Source organism: Methylosinus sp. H3A, assembly GCF_015709455.1.
In the GTDB taxonomy this organism is placed as follows: domain Bacteria; phylum Pseudomonadota; class Alphaproteobacteria; order Rhizobiales; family Beijerinckiaceae; genus Methylosinus.
This window is the reverse complement of the sequence record NZ_JADNQW010000005.1, coordinates 1,569,134-1,592,470: the sequence shown is the minus strand read 5'-3', so window position 1 is coordinate 1,592,470 and position 23,337 is coordinate 1,569,134. Positions and strand designations below refer to the sequence as shown.

Here is a 23,337-nt window from a genome sequence, read left to right as displayed (position 1 = left end):
ACGCATCCTTGCGCGTCGGCGCCTCTTCTCCCAAATAGACAGGTCAGACATGAGCGTCCGCGCCGCACGAGGCGGACGCGCCGATGGGCTTTTGAGAAAAATGCGCGATCCATATGACGTCCTGGGCGTCGCCAAGACGGCGACCGCCGCCGAGATCAAGAAGGCGTTCCGCCATCTCGCGAAGAAATATCATCCGGACCAGAACAAGAACGACCCCAAGGCCAAGGAAAAATTCGCCGAGGGCAATTCCGCCTATGAGATTCTCGGCGACGAGAAGAAAAAGGCGCAATTCGATCGTGGCGAGATCGACGCCGAGGGCAAGCCGCGTTTCACCGGCTTCGAGGGCTTCGGCGGCGGCGGGCCCGGCGGCTACGCGCGCGGACAGCGTGGGCCCGGCGGGGCCGAGCATTTCGACTTTCATTTCGGCGGCGACGCCGCCGGCGCCGGAGCCGGCCGGGCGGGCTTCGACCCCTCGGACCTCTTCGCCGATCTCTTCGGCGCCGGAGCGGGCGGACGCCGCGCCCGCGCGCCGCGCCGCGGCGAGGATGTCGCCCTTCAGGTGACCATCTCGCTCGCCGAGGCGGTGAAGGGCGGCAGCACACGCGTCTTTTTGCCCACCGGCCGGACGCTCGAGGTGAATATTCCGACCGGCATAGAGGATGGCAAGCAGATAAGGCTGCGCGGCCAGGGTCACGCCGCCCCGCCCGGCGGCGAGCCCGGCGACGCCATCGTCACCATCAAGGTCGCGCCGGACCCGCTGTTTTCCGTCGCCGGCCGCGATCTGAAGCTCGACCTGCCGATCGCTTTTTACGAGGCGGCTCTGGGCGCCAAGGTCGCGGCTCCGACGCTGGGCGGCCAGGTGGAGCTCACCATTCCGGCGGGGTCCAATGGCGGCCGCGTGCTGCGGCTGCGCGGCAAGGGCCTGCCCGCCGTCGACGGCAAACCCGCGGGCGATCTCTATGTGACGCTGCGGGTCGTGCTGCCGGAGGGCGCGGATTCCGAGCTCGAGGCCTTCGCGCAGAAATGGCGCACGGCGAAGCCCTACGATCCGCGCAAAGGCATGTGATCGTGCGCGTCTCCCTTCTCCCCTCACGGGAGAAGAAGGGAGAACCGCCAGAAACAGGCTTCGTAACCGGCGTACCGCTCCCTTATGCTGAAACCCGAATCGGCTCAGCGGGAAAGGATGGCGATGTCGGGGACTGCTGCGTTCCAGTGGGGCGAATATCGCGAGGCGCTGCTTTTCCTCGGCACGGCGGGCGTCGTCGCGCCTTTGTTTCATCGGCTGCGCGTCAGCCCCATCCTCGGCTTCCTGCTCGCTGGCGCGGCGCTCGGGCCTTTCGGCCTCGGCAAGCTCGCGGAGCGCCATGAATTTCTCTCGGCGGTCGCGCTGAGCGATCTCGAAGGCGTCGCCAAAATCGCCGAATTCGGCCTCGTCTTCCTGCTGTTCATGATCGGCCTCGAGCTGTCCTGGGAGCGCCTCGCCCGCATGCGGCTGCTCGTCTTCGGGCTCGGCCTGTCGCAGGTGCTTCTCTGCGGCGGGGCGCTGGCGGCGGCGGGCGTGTTCTGGGCCGGGCTCGGCCCGGCGCCGGCGGCGCTGCTCGGCGCCGCGCTCGCAATGTCCTCCACGGCGATCGTCATTCCCCTGCTCGCCGAGCGCCGGCGCCTCAACCGCGCGGCCGGCCGCGCCGCCTTCTCGGTGCTGCTGCTGCAGGATCTGATGGTTGCGCCGCTCTTGTTCCTCATCTCCTTTCTCTCCGATCCGCAGGCGCAGAGCGACGGGCTGAAAGCGCTGCTCGCCTTTCTGCCGGCGCTGGCGGCCATGGCCGCGCTCATCGTCGCCGGACGGCTGCTGCTGCGGCCGCTGTTCCATCTGGTCGCCGCGGCGCAATCGATCGAGCTGTTCACGGCCGCGAGCCTTCTCGTCATCATCGGCGCGGGCGTCGCCAGCGCGGCGGCGGGATTTTCGATGGGCATGGGCGCCTTCATCGCCGGCCTGCTGCTCGCCGAAACCGAGTTCCGCCGCGAGATCGAGGTGACGATCGAGCCCTTCAAGGGCCTGCTGCTCGGCCTGTTCTTCGTCTCGGTCGGCGCCGGACTCGATTTCGACCGCGTGATCGAGGATCTGCCCCAGGTGCTGGTCATCGCCATCGGCGTCGTCGCGACCAAGACTCTCATCGTCTTTCTGCTCGGCCGCGCCTTTCGCATGCGTCCGCGCATAGCGGCGGAAGTGGCGCTGCTGCTCGCGCCCGGCGGCGAATTCGCCTTTATTCTCGTCGGCGCGGCCATCGCCTCCGGCGTGCTGCCGAAAAATCTCGGCGCCGACGCCATGCTGGCGGTGACGCTCGGCCTGTTCGCGCTGCCGGCGCTGGCGCGGCTCGGCGAATGGCTCAATCCGGGGCGCCGCCTGCAGGACGACGAGGCCGAATTCGCCCATCTCGCGCCGGAAGGCGAGATCGCCGCCGGCAAAGTGGTCATCGTCGGCTATGGGCGCGTCGGCGCGCTCATCGGCGACATGCTGCGCCGCCACGACATTCCCTTCGTCGCCGTCGACAATGACGTGAAGCTCGTCGCCGCGACGCGCGACACGGGCGTCGATATTTGCTGGGGCAATTGCAAGAGGCGCGAATTCCTCAAGCGCCTCGGCGTGGCGCAGGCGCGCGCGCTGGTGGTGACGGTAGAAAATCCGCAGGCGGCGCAGGAGATCGTGCGCCTCGCCCATCAGGAGCGCGCCGATCTGACCATCGTCGCGCGCGCCCGCGACGCCTGGCACGCCACGCATCTCTATGAGCTCGGCGCGAGCGACGCGATACCGGAGACGATCGAGGCGAGCCTGCAGCTCGCCGAGACCGTGCTCGTCGATGTCGGCGTGCCCATGGGCTATGTGATCGCCTCCATCCATGAGAAGCGCGACGAGTATCGCAAGCTTTTGCAGCCGACCGGCGAAGAGGCGCGCCAGCGCGCCGATCGCGCCTCGACGCGGCTGCTGGAGCTGAAGAAACGCCGCGCCCGGCCGGCGCAGGAGGCGGAGGAAGAGGGGTAGCGGGAGAGGGCCCCCTCGATTTTCAATCCTCCGCGATCGCGCGCAAAAACTCTTCCGCCGCGATCGGCGTCTCGCCGTCGAGCGCGCACGGCCGCGTGATCGCGAGCCTGCGCAGCAAGGCGTCGCTCGCCACGGCGCGCGGGGCGAGACGGCGGCGCTTGGCGATCTCCAGCCGCAACCGGATCAAGCGCCGATAGAGCCGCTCGTCGGCGACGCTGAGCCGCTCCTCCTTCGGCTCTGCGGAAGCGCCCGGCGCGGCGGCCGGGCTCTGCGCCGGCTCCGGCTCCGGTTCGTCGAGGCTCTCGGCGCCCAGGCCGGCGAAGCGCGCGAGAACCGCCACGCGCCAGCCGAGCGCGACGAGGCCCGCGCGCCGCGGCAGAGCCAAAAGACCGCCGCGGCAATTGTCGCACCGCCCGCAGCGCCCGCTCTCCTCGCCGAAGGCGCGCAGCAGCGCCTGGAATCGGCAGGATGGCGCGAGGCAGAGCCGCGCCATGGCGCGACGGCGCTCCGTCTCGCCCGCGGCGATGGGATCGTCGGCGGGCGGCGGGAAGCCGAAGCGACCGACGAGCTCGCGCGGATCGAACAGAGCGAGCGCGTCGGCGGGCAGTCCGTCCCGGCCGGCGCGGCCGATCTCCTGATAGTAAGCCTCGATCGAATCCGGCAGATCGGCGTGGAAAACGAAGCGCACGTCTTTTTTGTCGACGCCCATGCCGAAAGCGATGGTCGCGACCATCGCTACGCCGGCGCGGGCGAAGAAGGCGTCCTGATGGGCGGCGCGCGTCGCCGCGTCGAGGCCGGCGTGATAGGCGAGCGCGTCGAAGCCGAGCCGGCGCAAAATCGCCGCCGTCTCATCGGCCTTGCGGCGGGAGTTCACATAGACGACGCCACTCTGTCCGGGCCGCCGGCGCAGGAAGCGCGTCAGCCGACCGAGCGCATCGGCGCGGGGCGCGAAAGCGAGGCGCAGATTGGGCCGCGCGAAGGAGGCGACGAAGACCTCCGGCGCGCGCGCGAAGAGGCTGGCGACGATGTCGGCGCGCGTGCGCGGGCCGGCCGTCGCCGTCACCGCGAGGATCGGCGCGCCGAGCCGCGCGGCGATCTCGCCGAGCCGGGCGTAATCGGGACGGAATTCATGACCCCAATGCGAAACGCAATGCGCCTCGTCGACCGCCAGCAGCGCGACCCCGGCGGCGCACAAGAGATCGACGGTCCAATCCTGAACGAGACGCTCCGGCGCGAGATAGACGAGCCGCGCCCGCCCGTCGGCGACGCCGGCGATCGCCTCGCTTTGCTCCTCCTCGCTCTGGCCCGAATGGAGCGCGACCGCCGCCACGCCCGAATGCGCGAGGCTCCGCAATTGATCCCGCATCAGCGAGATGAGCGGCGAGACGACGACGACCGGCGCGACGCCCAACGCCGCCGGCAATTGGTAGAGCAGCGATTTGCCGGCCCCGGTGGGCATCACCGCGAGGACGTCGCGCCCCTCCAGCAGAGCGCCGAGCGCCGCCTCCTGCCCAGGAAGAAAGGCCTCATGCCCGAAGCGCGCGCGCAGCACGCGCCTGGCCTCCTCCATATCGGCCACGAGAGGTCGCACGGCGCCCTCAGAAGGAGGCGGCGCGCGGAACGAGCACCGAGATGCGAACGAGCTCCGACAGGCTCTTGGCGCGCATTTTCACCATCAGCCGGGCGCGATGGGCCTCCACCGTGCGTACGCTGATGCCGAGCTCGTGAGCGATGATCTTGTTGGGCCGGCCCTCGAGAACGCCGACCAGCACCTCGCGCTCGCGCGCTGTGAGGCTGGCGAGGCGCTCACGCGCGGCCGCGGCCTCGGAGCCGGGGCCCTCGCCCTCGACGCGGCGGCCCAGCGCCTGGCGCACCGCGCCGAGCAGCGCCTCATCGTCGAAAGGCTTCTCCAACAGATCGATGGCGCCGGCCTTCATCGCCTGAACCGCGAGCGCCACATCGGCATGGGCGGTGATGACGATGACCGGCAGATCGAGGCTCCGCGCCTTGATCTCGGCGAGCAGCTCGAAACCGCTCTTCCCCGGCATGCGCACGTCGGTGACGACGCAGCCCCCCTCGCTCGGCTCGACGCTGGTCAGAAAATCGCGCGCCGACCCATGGGCGCGCACGTCGAAATTCTCTGTCCGCAAGAGAAGCCTCAGCGAATCTCGGACGGCGGCGTCATCGTCGATGACATGAACGATGGCCGGCGCGCTCGTCATACGCGCGCTCCGCCACTCCATGGCCCGGAGAGGCCATCGCCTGAAAAGTCGAAATCGAAAAAGGCGCTCGGTCGCATAGAGAAACGGGTCCGACCCCCTCGGGCGGTTCTGCGCCTCGACAGGCGCTGTCGGGCCGGGATGATCCTATGCGACGCGCCGATTGGCAATAGGCCCCGGACCTCTGGGTCCGGGGCGTTGCTATGACCGATCGGAAAGCGCGCTAGCGCTCGCCCCTCAGATAGGTCAGGCGCGAGCCGAAGCGGGCGATGATCGGATCGCCGCCACAAAGGGACTCCGGCGATTCGCCCCGCGCCGCGCGGCGCTCGGCGCGGCGGCCCTCGCGTGAGAAGGACAGCACCACTCCCGGCTCGCGCAAAGCCCCGCCCGAAGGGGCTCGGCTGCGGCGGGCGTCGAAATAATGGCCGAGCAGCGCCGCCTCGAAGACCTCCTCCCGCTCGGCGGCCCGCGGACGAACGGCGAGGCCGGCCTCCGGATGGGCGGTGAGCAGCAGCCGAAGCACGATCAGCAGATCGGAGGCGCGCGCCGTCACGCCGAGGTCGAGGAAGCCGCGCAGATCGGCGACGATCATGGCGCGCACGGCGCCGAGGCCGCGATGGCCGTTGAGCAGATAGCTCTCGAGGAGCGCGTCATGCTCGGGAGAGGGAATGGCGCCCAGCACCAGCTCGTTGGAAGCCAGGCCCGCCTGGGCCGCGCATTGCGACACGGTAATCATGAGGAGAGCTCCTTACGCGTTACGCAAACTCGTTACAGTTCGATCGACGAGGCGGTCAGTCGACGGCAAACGCCGCCCGGCTGTCGGCGAATGGGGAAAGCGGATCGGCAAAAACGAGAAGCCGAAAGAAACGCTTCAAATTGATCGAATGCGCGTGGAGATAAAATTGATCGATCGATGTCATCTGCACCTGATCTCCCTTGTCGGCCGGATTACGACAGGCCGCGCTGATCCGTCAATACTTGACGCCGGCAAAATCCAAAATTAGGACATGTACTTATGCGCCGCACGAAGGCGCCGGCCATTTACGATAGACATTAAATTTCAGTGCCTTATGGGGGCCTGCGTGGGGCTGGCTCGTGGCCCTTTTCTACAGTCTGCCGCGAAATAATAGAAAACTCTACTCATTTATTGGCTTCATATACTACAAATCTATTCAAATGCTATCAATTCGCCCACACGACACGGCGAAGGCGACGCCGCGCGGAAATGGCTGGCTTTTCGGTTCGGCTCGGCCTCGCTCCCGCTCAGCGGCGGGATGCGGAGACGCCCCAGATTTGCCAGGCGGCATAGGCGAGAAGCACGCCGCCGAACAGCAGATGGACGAGAAGCGCCCGCGAGTCGGACCAGAAGCCGAGAATCCAGGGCGAGACCAAGAGCCAAGCGCCGACGATGAGATATTCGGGCGCCTCGCTGTCGTCGAGCTCGGCGAAAGCGACGGCCGAGAGCAGGACGAGAATGGCCGCCGAGAAGCTCGTCGCCAGCGTCGCCATCCAGCTCGCATAGTGGAGAATCCAGGGCGCCAGCAGCAAGGCCGCCGCGATGCCGAGACTGCCCCAATCGGGGATGTGAGAGATGCGCCGCGTCGCCATGATGCGCCTTCCCGCCCGCCCCAGCCTTTGGACGATGAGCGCCGCATATGGCGTCGGCGGCTCCGCCTTCAAGCGGTCGCTCAGACGGCGCCGCCGAGATCGGCGATCACGGCGCCGAGGAAGCGCGCCGCCTCGCCGCCGGTGACGACGCGATGATCGAAAGTGAGGCTCAGCGGCAGAATGCGCCGCGCGACGGGCCGGCCCTCGTCATCGGCGACGATCTCGCGGCGTATGCGGCCGGCGCCGAGAATGGCGACGGTCGGCGGCAGCACCACCGGCGCGGCGTAGCGCCCGGCGATCATGCCGAAATTGGAGAGGGTGAATGTCGCGCCGCGCAATTCGTCGGGCGGAATGCGGCGCGCGTCTATGTCGGCGCGCATCTTGTTCAGCCCGGCGCGCAAATCCGCCGAATCGCGCTCCGCGACATTGCGCAGCACGGGCACGAACAGCCCGCCCTCGACCGAATCGACGGCGATGCCGAGATCGATCTTCTTCAGCACGCGCCGCGCCAGCGCATGGGATTCGAACCAGGCGTTGAGCCCCGGCTCGACGCGGCAGCCGGCGACGAGCGCGCGGACGAGGCGCAGCGTCGTATCCGTTCCTTGTGGCCAGGCCTCTATGTCGGCGTCGTCGACGACAGTGGCCGCCGCGACCTCGGCCTGGGCGAGCGCCATATTCTGCGCCATGGCGCGACGAAAGCCGCGCAGCGGCTCGGCCGGCGCGGCCTCCGACAATATGCGCGCCACGCGCTGCACATCGCCCGCGGTGATGACGCCATCGGCGCCCGACGGCGTCACCATCGTGAGATCGACCTCGAGCCGCCGCGCCAGCGCGCGCACCGCCGGCGTCGCGCGCAAGCCGGCGCCATTGCGCCCGAGCGGCGCCGCGCCTTCCTGCAGCACGCGGCCGCTCGTCTCCATGGCGCCGACGACGGTTCCCTTGTCCTCACGGCCCGCGTCGCGCGTCTCGCCTTCGCCGACAAACGCAATGAGCGGGCCGCCGATGCGAATGATCTCGCCCGCCTTCGCGAAAAGTTTCTCGATGCGCCCGGCTTGCGGCGAGGGAATTTCGACCACCGCCTTGGCCGTCTCGACGGAGACGAGCGGCTGATCGACCGCGACCTCCTCGCCGGGCGCGACATGCCATTGCACCAGCTCGGCCTCTTGCAGGCCTTCGCCGAGATCGGGAAGCTTGAAGACGCTCATGCCGCCTCCATCGTCTTGCGCACGGCGTCGGCGATGCGCGCGACGCTCGGCAGATATTGTCCCTCGAGCCGCGCCAGCGGCATGACGACGTCATAGCCCGCGACGCGACGCACCGGCGCTTGCAGCGAATAGAGCCCGCGCTCGGCGACGATCGCGGCGATCTCCGCGCCGAAGCCGGCCGTGCGCGCCGCTTCCTGCACGATGACGCAGCGGCCGGTCTTTTCCACCGAGCCCAGGATCGTCTCGGCGTCGAGCGGCTTCAGCGTCGCGACGTCTATGACCTCGCAGAGCACGCCCTCTTCCGCGAGACGGTCCGCCGCGGCGAGCGCCTCATGCAGCATGCCGCCCCAGGCGACGAGCGTGACGTCGCGCCCCTCGCGCGAGACGAAACATGTGTCGAGCGGCAGGCTCTCGCCATCGTCGATCACCTCCTGCTTGAACAAGCGATAGAGCCGCGTCGGCTCGAGGAAGACGACAGGATCGGGATCGCGGATCGCCGCGAGCAGCAGGCCATAGGCGCGCGCCGGCGAAGAGGGGATGACGACGCGCAGGCCCGGAACATGCGCGAGCATGGCCTCGGGACTTTCGGAATGATGTTCCGGCGCATGAATGCCGGCGCCATTTGGCGCGCGCAGCACCATGGGACAGGTGAGCCGCCCGCGCGTGCGATTGCGCAGGCGAGACGCGTGATTGATGAGCTGATCCATCGCCGGATAGATGAAGCCGCTGAATTGTATCTCCATCACCGGCTTCAGCCCCATCGCCGCCATGCCGACGGCGACGCCGGCGATGGCCGCCTCCGCGAGCGGCGTGTCGATGACGCGCGCGGCGCCAAAGCGCTGCTGCAAGCCGAGCGTCGCGCGAAACACGCCGCCATTGACGCCTATGTCCTCGCCGAGAAGCAGCACGTCTGGATCACGCTCGAGCTCATGCGCCAGCGCGCGATTGACGGCTTCGACGAGTGTGAGCTCAGCCATGACCGCCTCCCTCGGGAGCAAAGCGCCGCGCCTCCTCATATTGATCGCGCATCGACTCCGGCAGACGCGCGAAGAGATGATCGAACATCGCCGAGAAATTCTGCGGCGGCGTCGCCAGATAGGCCGCGACCGCGCGCTCGACCTCCTCCGCGCAGTCTTTCGCGAGGCGCTTCTCCTGCTCCTCGCTCCACAGCTCCCGCGCGGTGAGATATTTGCGCAGCCGGCCGATCGGCTCCTTGGCCGCCTCGCGCCGCACGATTTCCGGATCGCGATAGCGCGTCGCATCATCGGCCGTCGTATGATCGCCGAGCCTATAGCTCAGCGCCTCGATCAGCGTCGGCCCGCCGCCGGCGCGCGCCTTCTCTATGGCGAGCCGCGCGACGTGACGCATGGCGATCACATCATTGCCGTCGACCTGATGTCCTTCGACGCCGGCCGCCACCGCCTTTTGCGCGAGCGTCGCTGTGGCCGATTCCAGCGCGCGCGGGGTCGAGATGGCCCATTGATTATTGTTGATGACGACGACGAGCGGAACGCGCCAGACGCCGGCCATGTTCAAGGCCGAATAGAAATCGCCCGTCGAGGCGCCGCCATCGCCGAGAATGGCGACCGCGACGCGCGCCTCGCCGCGCAGCTTGAAAGCATATGCCGCGCCGGCCGCATGCGCGACCTGCGTGCCGACAGGAACGCAGATCGGAAAATCGTTTCGTGGGACGGCATAGTCGCTGCCGCGCTCGTCGCCGCCCCAATAGACCAGATTTTCCACCATCGTCATGCCGCGCAGCAATTGCGCGCCATGGTCGCGATAGGACGGCGCGAGCACATCCTCGACGCGCATGGCCGAGGCTACGCCGACGCCGATCGCCTCCTGCCCCAGCGAAGAGGCGAAAGTGCCGAGCTTACCGGTGCGCTGCAGAGCGATCGCTTTGCCGTCATGGGCGCGCGTGCGCGCCATAGCGCGATAGAGACCGAGCAGCAGCTCTGCGTCTATCGCTTCGCGCGGGGTCGAAGCATCGAGCTCGCCTTCGGCGCAGAGGAAACGGAGAAAGTCGATCTGGAAGGAGACGCCGAGATTCATGGGCCTGCCTCGAGCTTCGTCAGAGTGACGTAAGGCGCCGAATCGCGCTTTTCATCGCCTTAGGGGATTTTTTTGCTGTCGAACGACGGCCGCGCTTGAACGAGCGCTCTCCGCGCCCAGTTCATGTTCATGTCTGCGTCGTTCAAATCGGACGCCTTCGCCTTCGTCGACGAATTCGGCCCGGCGAAGATCGTCTATGTGAGCACGCCCGGCGTCGGACTCGAGGCGATCGTCGTCATCGACAATGTCGCCGCCGGCCCCGCCATAGGCGGCGTGCGTATGGCCCCCGACGTCACTGTCGAGGAATGCTTCCGGCTCGCCCGTGCGATGACATTGAAGAACGCCGCCTGCGGCCTGCGTCACGGCGGCGGCAAATCCGTCATCTTCGGCGATCCCCTCATGCCGCCCCACGAGAAGGAACAGCTCATTCGCGCCTTCGCCAAGGCGATCCAGCCTTTGACCGACTATATTCCCGGCCCGGACATGGGCACGAATGAGACATGCATGGCCTATGTTCACGACGAGATCGGCCGCGCTGTCGGACTGCCGGCCGAGCTCGGCGGCGTTCCGCTCGACGAGATCGGCGCGACGGGCTATGGCGTCGCCATTGCAGCCGAAGCAGCCGCGCCTTTCGCCGGGCTGAAGCTCGAAGGGGCGCGCGTCGTCGTCGAGGGCTTCGGCGCCGTCGGACGACATGCGGCGCGCTTCCTCGCGCGCAAGGGCGCGATCCTCGTTGGCGCTTCGGACAGCCGCGGCGCGATCTATGACGCCTCGGGCCTCGACATAGAAGCGCTGACGCAAGTGCGTCGAGAAGGCCGCAGCGTCGCGAGCCATGAACGCGGCGAGGCGCTGGCGCCCGATGCGCTGCTCTCCGCGGCGTGCGACATTTTCATTCCCGCCGCGCGGCCGGATGTGCTGCGCGCCGATAATGTCGGGCGGCTGCAATGCAAGCTCATCGTGCAAGGCGCCAATATTCCGGCGACGGCCGAAGCGGAGCGACTCGTGTTCGAGCGCGGAATCGTCAGCGCGCCCGATTTCATCGCCAACGCCGGCGGCGTCATCTGCGCCTCTGTGGAATATGCCGGCGGCGACGAGAAAGCCGCCTTCGCGGCCATCGAAGAAAAGATCTCCCGCAATATGCAGGAGATCATCGCGCGCGCCGCCGCCCTGCGCGTCTCGCTGCGCGACGCCGCAACCTCTCTCGTGCAGGAGCGGCTGCGCAAGATGATGGCGACGCAGCGCTGGCGCTGAGCTTCAGCTCACAATTTCGATCGCGAGCGCCGTCGCCTCGCCGCCGCCGATGCAGAGCGCGGCGACGCCGCGCCGCAACCCGTATTTTCGTAGAGCCGCGAGCAGCGTGACGACGATGCGCGCGCCCGAGGCGCCGATCGGATGGCCGAGCGCGCAGGCCCCGCCATGCACATTGACCTTTTCCGTCGGCAGATCGAGCTCCCGCATCGCCGCCATCACGACGACGGCGAAGGCCTCGTTGATCTCGAAGAGATCGACGCTCGCGAGCGGCCAGCCGACGCGCTCCGCGAGCTTGCGCATGGCCGAGATCGGGGCCGTCGGAAACAGATTGGGCGGCCCGGCGTGCGTCGCATGGGCGCGAATGATCGCGAGCGGCGCGAGGCCGGCGCGCTCGGCGCGGCCGCGCCGCATCAGCACGAGCGCGGCGGCGCCGTCGGAAATGGCGCTGGAATTGGCCGCAGTCACCGTGCCGCCCTCGCGAAAGGCCGGCTTCAATTTCGCGATCTGCTCGAGCTTTGCCTTCGCCGGCAATTCGTCGCGCGCGACCGTCGCCTTCGCTTCGCGACCCTGCGTCTCGACAGGCGCGATCTCCCAATCGAAATCGCCTTGCTCCGCCGCCCGTTGCGCGCGCATCAGCGAGAGGATCGCATATTCGTCCTGCATCTTGCGCGTGAATTGATGCGACGTCGCGCAATCCTCGGCGAACTCCCCCATCAGGCGGCCCTTGTCATAGGCGTCCTCGAGGCCGTCGAGAAACATGTGATCGACGAGCGTCTTGTGACCCATGCGATAGCCGGCGCGCACGCGCGCGAGCAGATAGGGCGCGTTGCTCATGCTCTCCATGCCGCCGGCGACGACGGCGTGCGAGCTGCCCGCGAGCAATTGATCATGCGCGAGCTGAATCGCCTTCATGCCCGAGCCGCACATTTTATTGATCGTCACGCAACCCGCCGCCTCCGGCAACCCTGCAGCGAGCGAAGCCTGGCGCGCCGGCGCCTGGCCGAGGCCAGCGGAAAGCACGCAGCCCATGAGCACATCGTCGATTTGATCGGTCGGGGTGTCGGCGCGCGCGACGGCGGCGCGGATCGCCGCCGCGCCGAGCCTCGGCGCCACGACATCCTTCAATTCGCCGAGCAGCCCTCCGATCGGCGTGCGCGCGGCGCCGATTATGACGACCGGATCGAAGGTCTCTGTCGCATTCATGTCCAAGCCCGAAAGTCCAGCTTCGGCGCCGCGCCGCCGTCGAGCAGCGCCGCGACCAGAGCGTCGTCCACTTCCGCGAGCGTCGCGGGCGACCAATGCGGCGCGCGATCCTTGTCGATGACCGCGGCGCGAATTCCCTCGTAGAGATCATGTGTCGAAAGAAGATTGCAAGCCGTGCGGAAATCCTGAAGCAGGCAAGCCTCGAGACTCTCCGTATCGGCGGCCCGCCGCAGCAGTTGCAGCGTGACCTTCAGGCTGGTCGGCGACCGCTTGACGATCGTCGCCACCGCATCGCGCGCGAACTCCGAGCCATCCGCCTCGAGCGCGGCGACGATGCGCTCGACGCTGGAACGCGCCATGACACGGCGCAGCAGCGATTCGTTTCGCGACAAAGCGCCGAGCCCGGACGATTTCACATAGCGCGCCAGCAATGGCGTCACCTCCTCCGCATCGACGATGTCGCGCAACAGCGTCAGCAGCTCCGAAAGAGACGCCGAATCGACGAGAATATCGGCGAGCCCGGCGAAGATCGCGTCATGTGGCCCGACCGTCTCGCCGGAGAGCGCCATATAGCGCCCGACGCCGCCATTGCGCGTGAGCAGAAACGAGCCTCCGACATCGGGAATGAAGCCGATGCCGGTCTCCGGCATGGCGAGGCGCGTGCGCTCCGTGACGATTCGAACGCCGCCATGCGCCGAAAGGCCGACGCCGCCGCCCATGACGATTCCGTCCATCACTGCGATATAGGGTTTCGGAAAGGAGGCGATGCGCGCGTTCAATTCATATTCTTCGCGCCAGAATGTCTCGTAGAGCGTGTGATCTCCGGCGCGCAGCTCATAGAGCGCGCGTATGTCGCCGCCCGCGCAGAACCCGCGCGCGCCCTCCCCCGTCACGACGACCGCGACGATCTGACTATCGGCGCCGAAGGAATCGAGCGCGCGCGCAAAGTCGCGGATCATCTCGAGCGTGAGGCTGTTCAGCGCCTTTGGACGATTCAGAGAGATAGAGCCGACATTGCGCGCGCGGGAGACGAGGATGTCGCTCATGCTCGATGATCCCTCCTGCGTCCGGCGAGCAGCGCGCGCGCGACGCGGCTCTGATTCTCGCGTCCGAGCCTTTCACAGACATACACGCCCGCATCGATCAGCGTGGCGAGATCGACGCCGGTCTCGATTCCGGAACGGTCCAACATATAGACGACATCCTCCGTCGCGACATTGCCGCCGGCGCCCGGCGCGAAAGGACAGCCGCCGAGGCCCGCGACAGACGCGTCGACGACGGAGACGCCCATTTCCAGAGACGCGAATATATTGGCCAGCGCCTGGCCGTAGGTGTCATGAAAATGCACCGCGATCTGCGCCAGCGGAACATCGCGCCCGACCTCCTCCAACAGCCTTCGCGCCTGCAATGGCGCGCCGACGCCGATGGTGTCGCCGAGCGAAATCTCATGGCAGCCGAGCGCCGCGAGATCGCGCGCCAGCGTCGCGACGGCGCGCGGCGCGACCTCGCCTTCATAGGGACAGCCGAGCGCGCAGGAAATATAGCCGCGGACCTCGAGCCCCGCGCCGATCGCAGCCTCGACGACGGGAGCGTAGCGCGCGAGACTCTCGGCGATCGAACAACCGATATTTTCCTTCGAGAATCCGTCGGTCGCCGCGGCGAAGACCGCGACGCCGCGCACGCCGCAAGCCAGCGCCTCGTCGAGTCCCCGCATATTGGGAACGAGGACAGAAAAATGGACATGAGGCGGCGGCCGCAACCGCGCGAGCACAGCTTTCGTGTCGGCCATTTGGGGAACTCGCTTCGCCGAGACGAAGCTTCCCGCCTCGATATCGCGCAGCCCCGCAGCGGCGAGCTTTTCGATCAGCGCGATCTTCGCCTCGACGGGGAGCAGGACGCTTTCGTTCTGCAGCCCGTCGCGCGGTCCGACCTCGACGATACGCACGCGCTGCGGAATGCTCATGCCGCGTCCCCTTCGGCGAAGACGATCAACCGTTCGCCTTGCTTCACCATATCGCCGATCGCCGGACGAATCTCCGATATGCGTCCGTCACGCGGCGCCGACAATGCGATTTCCATCTTCATCGCCTCGAGCATGACGAGCGTCGCGCCTTTTTTCACGCTCTCGCCGACGCTCGCGAAAAGCCCAGTGACGCGCGCCGGAAGCGGCGCCGAGAGCCCCGCGTCCCCTTCGCTCCGCGCGCGTGGCGGCGCGAGCGGATCGACGATCGAGAGCTCATGGTTTCGCCCGTCGAGGATCACGACGAAGCCTCCGGCGCGCTCGACGACGGACAGCTTTCGCTCGACGCCGTCGATGCGCAGGCTCATGCGGCGCTCGCTCGCTTCCGACGCGACGAGGACGGAAAATGTTTGCGTCTCCAGGCGAAACGCGCCATTCCGCAGAGGCGCTATCGTCGACGCGATCTCGTGATCGCCGAGGCGGAGTCGCAATTTCTGCCGCGCCGCGCCGTTGAGACGCCAGGCGTCGCTCGCATCCCACGGCGTTCCGCCGCTACGCTCCTCGCGCAGTCGCGCGAGCCAGGCCGCAGCGCCGGCCGAAGCGACGATCGATTCTCGTTCTGCATCCAAAACGAGGTCTCCGGCGAGAATCAGATCGAGATGGCGCGGCAGAAATCCCGTGTCGATCTGCGCGCCCGCATAGGCTTCGCTCGCGAGGATCGCGCGCAGCAAGAGCAGATTTGTCTCTACGCCCACGATCTCGCACTCCCGCAAGGCCGCGGCGAGACGCATCCGCGCGGCGTCGCGATCCTCGCCTCGCGCGACGATCTTGGCGAGCAGAGGATCGTAGAATTGCGTCACCGCATCGCCCTCGCGCACGCCGGTCTCGACGCGGACAAAGACGCCCTCGCACGGCGCGCGCCAGTGCTCCAGCCGTCCGACGGAGGGCAGAAAATCCTGCGCCGGAGCCTCCGCATAGAGCCGCGCTTCGATCGCATGTCCATGCGGCGCGATCTCCTCCTGCCTCCAAGGAAGCGGCTCGCCGGCGGCGACGCGCAATTGCCATTCGACGAGGTCGCATCCTGCGATCATTTCGGTGATCGGATGCTCCACCTGCAGCCGCGTGTTCATCTCGAGAAAATAAAATGTCTCGCCCGAGACGAGAAACTCGACCGTTCCCGCGCCGATATAGGAGACCGCGCGGCCGGCGGCGAGCGCCGCCTCGCGCAGCGCATGTCGCAGCTTCGCCGAAAGATCGGGCGCGGGCGTCTCCTCCATGATCTTCTGATGACGCCGCTGGATCGAGCAATCGCGCTCGGGGAAAGCGACGAGCCCGCCATGCGCGTCGCCGAAAATCTGCGCTTCTATATGACGCGGATCATCGAGCGCCTTTTCGATCAGCAGCGAGTCGTCGCCGAAGGCGGAGGCCGCCTCGCGTCGCGCGCTCTCGATCGCGCCGCGCAATTCGCCGCCCGTCGCGACGAGTCGCATACCTTTGCCGCCGCCGCCCGCCGACGCTTTCACGAGCACAGGAAAGCCGATGCGCGTCGCCGCCTCGATGAGACTCTCCGCATCCTGCCCGTCATGGAAACCGGGAACGATCGGAACGCCGGCGCGCTCCATCAGGGCGCGCGCTTGCGCCTTGGAGCCCATCAGGCGCATGGCCTGCGGCGTCGGCCCGATGAAAACGAGGCCCGCCTCTGCGCAGCGCTCGGCAAAGAGCGCGTTCTCGGACAGAAAGCCATAGCCCGGATGGATCGCTTCGACGCCGGCGCGGCACGCGACGGCGATGATTTTGTCGATCGAGAGATAGCTTTCGCGCACAGGGGCCGCGCCGAGCGGATAGGCTTCGTCGGCGAGCGCCACATGACGCGCGCGCGCGTCGACATCCGAATAGACGGCGACGGTCGCGACGTCCATTCGCTTCGCCGTCGCGATCACGCGGCAAGCGATCTCGCCGCGATTAGCGATGAGGATCTTACGAAACATCTTCGCCGTTCCGATCTCGCCTCCAGCGTGGCGCCCGCTTCTCGAGAAAGGCCGCGAGGCCTTCCTCGCCTTCCGCGGAGGCGCGCCGCGCGGCTATGCGCTTCGCCGTCTCGCGAATGAGCGCGTCGTCGATGGGACGTTCGGCGAAGAGCGCAGAGGAGGCCTTTGCTTCGGCTTGCGCGCCCGGTGCGCCGGCGAGCAGAGCGTCCACCGTACGTGCGACGCGCGCATCGAGCTCCTCGGCGGACGAAATCTCGTGAACGAGGCCGAGCTCACGCGCATGCGCCGCAGATATCACTTCGGCCGTTAGGAAATATCGCCGCGCCTGGCGCACGCCGATCGCGCGCTGGACATAGGGGCCGATGACTGACGGCGTGAGGCCGATCTTCACTTCGCTGAGGCAGAAACTCGCCGTATCCGCGGCGATAGCGATGTCGCAACAGGCCACGAGCCCGACGCCGCCGCCATAGGCCGCGCCATGGATGCGCGCGATCGTCGGCTTGCGCAGAGTATCGAGCCCGCGCATCAATTCGGCGAGCAGAATAGCGTCGCGCTCATTGGCTGCGAGCGTCTCGGCCGCGACGCGCTTCATCCAGTCGATGTCGCCGCCGGCGCAAAAGGCCGCGCCCGCGCCGGCGAGCACGAGGAGCCGCGTCTGCGCATCCTCGTCTATGCGGCGCAGAGCCTCGATGAGCTCGCTCACCATCGTCTGATCGAGCGCATTGCGTCGCTCGGGCCGGGACAGCGTGAGCGTCGCGACCCCGCGGGAATCGAGCGATGAAGCTATGAAGGACATGAGCGCCTCACATGCGGAACAGGCCGAAGCGCGTCGCTTCGAGAGGCGCATTGGACGCCGCAGCGAGAGAGAGCGCAAGCACGCGGCGCGTATCCGCGGGATCGATGACGCCATCGTCCCAAAGACGCGCGCTCGCGTAATAAGGATGGCCCTGCTGCTCATATTGCTCGCGGATTTGCGCCTGATAGGCGTCATGCTGCGCCTTGGTCCAGTTCCGGTCCTTTGTTGCGTAGCTCTCGCCGCGCACACGCGTCAGCACATCCGCGGCCTGCTCGCCGCCCATAACGGAGATGCGCGCATTGGGCCAGCTCCACAGAAAGCGCGGACCATAGGCGCGGCCGCACATCGCATAATTGCCGGCGCCGAAGCTGCCGCCGACGATGAAGGTGAATTTCGGCACGGCGGCCGTCGCCACCGCCGTCACCATTTTCGCGCCGTCCTTGGCGATGCCGCGCGCCTCATAGTCGCGACCGACCATGAAGCCGGTGATATTCTGCAGGAACAGCAGGGGGATCTCGCGCTGCGCGCAGAGCTCGATGAAATGCGCGCCTTTGAGCGCGCTCTCGCCGAACAATACGCCATTGTTGGCGAGCACGCCGACGAGGAAGCCGCAGATATGCGCGAATCCGGTCACGAGAGTGTCGCCGTAGAGCTTTTTGAATTCGTCGAATTCGCTCGCGTCGACGAGCCTCGCTATGAGCTCGCGCGCGTCATATTGCCGGCGGCGATCGGCCGGGACGAGCCCGTAAATCTCCATCGGGTCATAGAGCGGCGCGCGCGCCTCGCGCCGCTGCAGCGAGGGATACGGCCGCGCGCCGAGATCGGCGACGATCGCGCGCGCAATGCCGAGCGCATGCGCGTCGGTCTCCGCATAATGATCGACGACGCCGGAGCTGCGCGCATGCACAAGGGCCCCGCCGAGTTCTTCCGCCGTCACCACCTCGCCGGTCGCGGCGCGCACCAGCGGCGGTCCAGCGAGAAAAATCGTGCCCGTGTCGCGCACGATGATCGACTCGTCCGACATGGCCGGCACATAGGCGCCGCCCGCCGTGCAGGAGCCCATGACGACGGCGATCTGCGCTATTCCCGCAGCCGACATCTGCGCCTGATTATAGAAGATGCGGCCGAAATGATCGCGATCGGGAAACACCTCGTCCTGGCGCGGTAGATTGGCGCCGCCCGAGTCGACGAGATAGAGACAGGGAAGGCGATTCTGCGCGGCGATCTCCTGCGCGCGCAGATGCTTCTTCACCGTGAGAGGAAAATAAGCGCCGCCCTTCACCGTCGCGTCATTGGCGACGATCATGCAGGGGCGGCCGTGAATGCGTCCGACGCCCGCGACGACGCCGGCGCAAGGCGCCTCGCCGTCATAGATTTCGAACGCCGCGAATTGACCGATCTCCAGGAAAGGCGACATGGGATCGACGAGCGCGTCGATGCGCTCGCGCGCCGTCATCTTGCCGCGCGCGACATGCTTGTCGCGCGCCACGGCGCCGCCGCCCTCGGCGATCCGCGCCGCTTTGGCGCGCAGATCGGCGACGAGGGCGCGCATCGCCTGAGCATTGGCCGCAAATTCCGCGGAGCTGATGTCCAATCGGGTCTCGAGAACCGGCATTGTCAATTCTCTCGTCGCGGCCAATGTCGCCGCAAAAAGTCACGCAGTCTCGCTATAGAGCTCGCGGCCGATCAGCATGCGGCGAATTTCGCTGGTGCCGGCGCCGATCTCATAGAGCTTGGCGTCTCGCAACAGGCGCCCGGTCGGGTAATCATTGATATAGCCATTGCCGCCGAGGCATTGGATGGCCTCCAGCGCCATTCGCGTCGCATTTTCCGCGGCGAAAAGAATAGCGCCGGCGGCGTCCTTGCGCGTCGTGCGGCCACGGTCGCAGGCGCGCGCCACGGCATAGACATAGGCGCGCGCGGCGTTGAGCGTCGTGTACATATCGGCGAGCTTGGCCTGCATGATTTGAAATTCGCCGATCGGATGGCCGAACTGCTTGCGGTCATGCACATAGGGCACGACGATATCCATGCAGGCGCGCATGATGCCGATGGGGCCGCCGGCGAGAACGGCGCGCTCATAGTCGAGCCCGCTCATCAGCACATTGACGCCGCGCTCGGGCAGGCCGAGCACATTTTCCTCGGGCGCCTCGCAATCGGAAAACAGCAATTCGCATGTGTTGGAGCCGCGCATACCGAGCTTGTCGAGCTTTTGCGCCCGCTCGAAGCCTTTGAACCCCTTCTCTATGATGAAGGCCGTTATGCCATGCGCGCCGGCGCCGGGATCGGTCTTGGCGTAGACGATGACGACATCGGCGTTGGGACCGTTGGTCACCCACATTTTGTCGCCGTTCAGCACATAGCGATCGCCGCGCTTTTCGGCGCGCATCGACATATTCACCACATCCGATCCGGCGTCCGGCTCGGACATGGCCAACGCGCCGATATGCTCGCCGGAAACGAGCTTTGGCAAATAGCGCTGCTTCTGCTGGCGCGTTCCGTTGCGACGCAGCTGATTGACGCAGAGATTGGAATGAGCGCCATAGGAGAGGCCGACAGAAGCGGAGGCGCGGCTCAGCTCCTCCATGATGACGACATGCTCGAGATAGCCGAGCCCGACGCCGCCATAGTCTTCCTCCACCGTCACGCCGAGCAGGCCGAGCGCGCCCATCTTGAGCCAGAGGTCGGAGGGGAAGTCGTTCTCGCGATCGATCGTCGCGGCGCGCGGCGCGATCTCCCGCGCTGCGAAAGCCTCGACCTGGTCGCGCAGCATGTCGGCGGTTTCACCGAGCGCAAAATCGAGCGAAGGAATCCAGTGACGCATCGGTCCCGAGCCTCCGGACGCGATATGGGCCTATATTTGGCCGCCGGCGGCCTTTTCAAGACCGAGAGCGCGGGCGAGACCTCATTCGTTCTCGCGTCCGGGTCACTCCTTCATCGCCAGCAGACGCGCGTCGCCGCCGAAGGACGCCGTGTTGATCGTCACGGTCTCCTCGCGCAGGAAGCGGCGCAGATAGTCCGGTCCACCCGCCTTTGGGCCCGTGCCGCTCATGCGCGATCCGCCGAAAGGCTGGCTGCCCACCACGGCGCCGATCATATTGCGATTGACATAGAGATTGCCGGCCGGCGTCGCTCCCGCGAGAGCGCCTATGCGCGCCTCTATGCGCGTGTGCAGCCCCATTGTGAGGCCGAATCCATTCGCCGCTATTTCTTCGACGAGCCTTAAAAAATCCTTTTCGTCTCGCGCTCGCCAAGTGGCGACGTGGAGTACGGGGCCGAAAGTCTCCGCGCGTAGATCGCCGGCGCGATCGAGACGAACGATATGCGGCGCGACGAAGCTGCCGCGCGGCGGCGCTTCTCCGGCGTAGAGCACGCGGCCCTGCGCGCGACGAAGCGCGAGATACTCCTCGAGCTGCGCTTTCGCTCGCGCGTCGATGACAGGACCGATGTGAGTGGAAAGCGCACGCGGATCGCCGACGCGGAGCTCCTCTACCGCGCCGATCAGCAGCGCGAGCGCGGCCTCGGCTATGTCCTCCTGCACACAGAGCAGCCGCAACGCCGAGCAGCGCTGGCCGGCGGAGCGAAAGGCGGAGATGAGAACGTCGTCGACGACCTGCTCGAGCAGAGCCGTAGAATCGACGATCATGGCGTTGACGCCGCCGGTCTCGGCGATGAGCGGAACGATGGGGCCGCTCGACGCCGCGAGCGCGCGATGAATGGATTGCGCGGCCTCGGTCGAGCCGGTGAAGACGACGCCGGCGACATGCTCATGCGCGACGAGCTCGGCGCCGATCGCGCCATCGCCGGGGACATATTGCAGAGCCCCATGCGGAACGCCGGCCTCGAGCAGAAGCGCGACGGCCTCCTGCGCGACGAGCGGCGTCTGCTCCGCCGGCTTGGCGACAGCGGCGTTGCCGGTGACGAGCGCCGCCGCGATCTGGCCGAGAAAAATCGCCAGCGGAAAATTCCACGGCGAGATGCAGACGAACACGCCGCGCCCGCGGCGACACAGGCGATTGTCCTCTCCCGTCGGTCCGGGCAGCGTCTCCTCCTCGCAAACGAGCCGCGCCTGGCCCGCGTAATAGCGGCAGAGATCGGCCGCCTCGCGCACTTCGGCGAGCGCGTCGTCGAGCGTCTTGCCGCCCTCCTCCTGCAGCAGCGCGATGAGCCGTCCGCGCCGCGCCTCGACGAGATCGGCCGCGCGCTCGATGATCGTCGCGCGCGTTTCGACCGGCGTCGCCTCCCATGCCGGAAAGGCGCGCGCGGCTGTCGTCATTGCGGCGCGCGCGGCGTCCGCATCGGCCTCGGTGACGGAGCCGATGAGCGAATCGTCGATCGGCGAGCGCAAGTCGCACGGGGCGACGCTGCTGTGTCCGGAAGACGGCGCCGCCGTCGGAGCGGGAGCGCGCGCCGCGTCTCGCTCCGCGAGCAGCGCGGCGAGCGCTTGGCGATCGCCGAATTCGACGCCTCTCGAATTGGCGCGCAACGGACGATAGAGATCGGCCGGCGGCGGCAGGCGTGAATGGCGGGCGCGCGAAGCCTCGCCGATGATCGCGCGCGGCGACGCGAGCAATTCGCCCTCCGGCGCCGAAGCGTCGGCTGCGCGCGCGACGAAGGAGGAATTGGCGCCGTTCTCGATGAGGCGCCGCACAAGATAGGCAAGCAGATCGCGATGCGGGCCGACCGGCGCATAGACGCGGCAGCCGGCGCTTTTCTCCTCGTCGAGCAGCGCCTCGAAAAGCTCCTCGCCCATGCCGTGCAGACGTTGGAATTCATAGGCCGAGGCGTCGCCCGCACGTTCGACGATCGTCGCCACGGTCAGCGCATTATGCGTCGCGAATTGCGGGAAGATGCGCGGCGCCTGGAGCAGACGATCGGCGCAAGCGATGTAGTTCAAATCCGTCATCGCCTTGCGTGTGAAGACCGGATAATCGGCGAGGCCGCGCTCCTGCGCGCGCTTCACTTCCGTGTCCCAATAGGCGCCTTTGACGAGGCGGACCATGAAGCGCCGATCATGCGCCTCGGCCAGCGCCTCGACATGATCGATCACCGCGGCGGCGCGCTTCTGATAGGCCTGAATCGCGAGACCGAAACCCTCCCAGCCGGCGAGCGAGGGATCGGCGACGGCGGCGTCGATGACGTCGAGCGACAACTCGAGACGATCGGCCTCCTCGGCGTCGACGGTGAAGACGAGATCATGACGCTTGGCGAGACGCGCCAGCTCGACGAGACGCGGCGTGAGCTCGCGCAGCACGCGCTCGCGCGACAAAGGCTCGAAGCGCGGATGCAACGCAGACAGCTTGACGGAGACGCCCGGCCGCTCGGGAAGCGCGCACGCTCCGGCCTTTGCGCCTATGGCCGCGATCGCTGCGGCATAGGATGCGAAATAGCGATCGGCGTCCGCGCCGCTGCGCGCGCCCTCGCCCAGCATATCGAAGGAATAGCGCCAGCGACGCGCGTCATGCGCGGCGGCGCGCGCGAGCGCTTCGTCGATCGTTTCGCCGAGCACGAAATGACCGCCCATCAGCTTCATCGCCTGTCGCGCGGCGCCGCGCAACGCCGGCATACCGAGCCGCCGCGCGGCTTGCGCGACGAGCCCGCGCGGCGTCTCCTCCGCGGCGAAAATCTTCGTCGACAATCCGAGCGCGAAGGCCGCCGCCTGCACCAGCAATGCGTCGGAGGCGGGCGCGTGGCGATCGAAGGCGCCAGCGGCGAGCTTGTCGACGATGAGCATATCCAGCGTCGAATCGTCGGGGACGCGCAAGAGCGATTCGGCCAGCGCCATCAGCGCGAGTCCCTCGCGCGTCGACAACGAATATTCCTGCAGCAGCCGCTCGACATTCGCCGCGCCCTTCGGCGCGCGCACGGCCGCGAGCAGGCGCCGCGCGAGCGGCTCGACGCGCGCGCTCCGCTCCGCATCGACAGGCGCCGACAAAAGATGCGCCGCGATCTGCTCATCGGCGGGAGAATAAGGCGCGTGAAACGGGGCCAGTCCCGGCATCGGGTTCATCC

At 67.4% G+C, this 23,337-nt stretch carries 18 protein-coding genes; 3 read left to right on the top strand and 15 right to left on the bottom strand.

What is annotated here, in order from left to right; translation table 11 throughout:
* The first annotated feature begins 100 nt into the window (after positions 1-100).
* Both IY145_RS10415 and IY145_RS10410 read left to right on the top strand, forming a co-directional pair.
* Positions 101-1,066, top strand: a complete 966-nt coding sequence (locus IY145_RS10415; protein ID WP_196408149.1) for a DnaJ C-terminal domain-containing protein — start codon at positions 101-103, stop codon at positions 1,064-1,066.
* Positions 1,067-1,189: 123 nt separating this feature from the next.
* Positions 1,190-3,040: a cation:proton antiporter gene (locus IY145_RS10410; protein WP_196408148.1), complete on the top strand. Its 1,851-nt coding sequence runs from the start codon at positions 1,190-1,192 to the stop codon at positions 3,038-3,040.
* Between the two features lie 22 nt (positions 3,041-3,062).
* On the opposite strand, the gene IY145_RS10405 is transcribed toward IY145_RS10410, so the two are convergent.
* The 7 genes from IY145_RS10405 to pdhA all read right to left on the bottom strand — a co-directional run bounded on the left by IY145_RS10405 (position 3,063) and on the right by pdhA (position 10,127).
* Positions 3,063-4,631, bottom strand: coding sequence for a RecQ family ATP-dependent DNA helicase (locus IY145_RS10405; protein WP_312030573.1), 1,569 nt, complete (start codon positions 4,629-4,631; stop codon positions 3,063-3,065).
* A 7-nt stretch (positions 4,632-4,638) separates the two neighbouring features.
* A complete protein-coding gene (locus IY145_RS10400; protein ID WP_196408147.1) occupies positions 4,639-5,262 on the bottom strand; it encodes a response regulator transcription factor in 624 nt (207 codons plus the stop codon).
* Between the two features lie 220 nt (positions 5,263-5,482).
* The gene (locus IY145_RS10395) at positions 5,483-5,995 is read right to left on the bottom strand and encodes a hypothetical protein (RefSeq protein ID WP_196408146.1); all 513 of its coding nucleotides are present in this window, start codon (positions 5,993-5,995) and stop codon (positions 5,483-5,485) included.
* A gap of 527 nt (positions 5,996-6,522) precedes the next feature.
* On the bottom strand, positions 6,523-6,939 hold the full coding sequence (locus IY145_RS10390; RefSeq protein ID WP_196408145.1) for an SPW repeat protein: 417 nt from the start codon (positions 6,937-6,939) through the stop codon (positions 6,523-6,525).
* A gap of 8 nt (positions 6,940-6,947) precedes the next feature.
* A complete protein-coding gene (locus tag IY145_RS10385) occupies positions 6,948-8,072 on the bottom strand; it encodes a dihydrolipoamide acetyltransferase family protein (protein ID WP_196408144.1) in 1,125 nt (374 codons plus the stop codon).
* Positions 8,069-9,049 (bottom strand): alpha-ketoacid dehydrogenase subunit beta, encoded by a 981-nt coding sequence (locus IY145_RS10380; protein WP_196408143.1) that lies wholly within the window; start codon positions 9,047-9,049, stop codon positions 8,069-8,071. The genes IY145_RS10385 and IY145_RS10380 overlap by 4 nt, the downstream gene beginning before the upstream one ends.
* Positions 9,042-10,127, bottom strand: coding sequence for a pyruvate dehydrogenase (acetyl-transferring) E1 component subunit alpha (gene pdhA, locus IY145_RS10375; RefSeq protein ID WP_196408142.1), 1,086 nt, complete (start codon positions 10,125-10,127; stop codon positions 9,042-9,044). Before pdhA ends, IY145_RS10380 begins: the two co-directional genes overlap by 8 nt.
* Positions 10,128-10,250: 123 nt before the next feature.
* Here pdhA and IY145_RS10370 point away from each other — a divergent pair, with 123 nt between their 5' ends.
* On the top strand, positions 10,251-11,378 hold the full coding sequence (locus tag IY145_RS10370) for a Glu/Leu/Phe/Val family dehydrogenase (RefSeq protein WP_246721941.1): 1,128 nt from the start codon (positions 10,251-10,253) through the stop codon (positions 11,376-11,378).
* Positions 11,379-11,381: 3 nt separating this feature from the next.
* Here the strand turns inward: IY145_RS10370 and IY145_RS10365 are convergent, their stop codons facing one another.
* The 8 genes from IY145_RS10365 to putA all read right to left on the bottom strand — a co-directional run bounded on the left by IY145_RS10365 (position 11,382) and on the right by putA (position 23,326).
* Positions 11,382-12,581 (bottom strand): acetyl-CoA C-acyltransferase, encoded by a 1,200-nt coding sequence (locus IY145_RS10365; protein ID WP_196408141.1) that lies wholly within the window; start codon positions 12,579-12,581, stop codon positions 11,382-11,384.
* Positions 12,578-13,627 (bottom strand): enoyl-CoA hydratase/isomerase family protein, encoded by a 1,050-nt coding sequence (locus IY145_RS10360; protein ID WP_196408140.1) that lies wholly within the window; start codon positions 13,625-13,627, stop codon positions 12,578-12,580. Before IY145_RS10360 ends, IY145_RS10365 begins: the two co-directional genes overlap by 4 nt.
* Entirely contained in the window at positions 13,624-14,544 is a 921-nt protein-coding gene (locus tag IY145_RS10355) for a hydroxymethylglutaryl-CoA lyase (RefSeq protein WP_196408139.1), read from the bottom strand. Before IY145_RS10355 ends, IY145_RS10360 begins: the two co-directional genes overlap by 4 nt.
* A complete protein-coding gene (locus IY145_RS10350; protein WP_196408138.1) occupies positions 14,541-16,529 on the bottom strand; it encodes an acetyl/propionyl/methylcrotonyl-CoA carboxylase subunit alpha in 1,989 nt (662 codons plus the stop codon). Before IY145_RS10350 ends, IY145_RS10355 begins: the two co-directional genes overlap by 4 nt.
* Positions 16,519-17,325, bottom strand: coding sequence for an enoyl-CoA hydratase-related protein (locus IY145_RS10345; RefSeq protein ID WP_196408137.1), 807 nt, complete (start codon positions 17,323-17,325; stop codon positions 16,519-16,521). The genes IY145_RS10350 and IY145_RS10345 overlap by 11 nt, the downstream gene beginning before the upstream one ends.
* Positions 17,326-17,332: 7 nt before the next feature.
* Positions 17,333-18,940, bottom strand: coding sequence for a carboxyl transferase domain-containing protein (locus tag IY145_RS10340; RefSeq protein WP_196408136.1), 1,608 nt, complete (start codon positions 18,938-18,940; stop codon positions 17,333-17,335).
* 39 nt (positions 18,941-18,979) lie between these two features.
* Complete coding sequence (locus IY145_RS10335) at positions 18,980-20,149, bottom strand: isovaleryl-CoA dehydrogenase (RefSeq protein WP_196408135.1); 1,170 nt, start codon at positions 20,147-20,149, stop codon at positions 18,980-18,982.
* 102 nt (positions 20,150-20,251) lie between these two features.
* The gene (gene putA / locus IY145_RS10330; protein WP_196408134.1) at positions 20,252-23,326 is read right to left on the bottom strand and encodes a bifunctional proline dehydrogenase/L-glutamate gamma-semialdehyde dehydrogenase PutA; all 3,075 of its coding nucleotides are present in this window, start codon (positions 23,324-23,326) and stop codon (positions 20,252-20,254) included.
* Positions 23,327-23,337 lie beyond the last annotated feature (11 nt).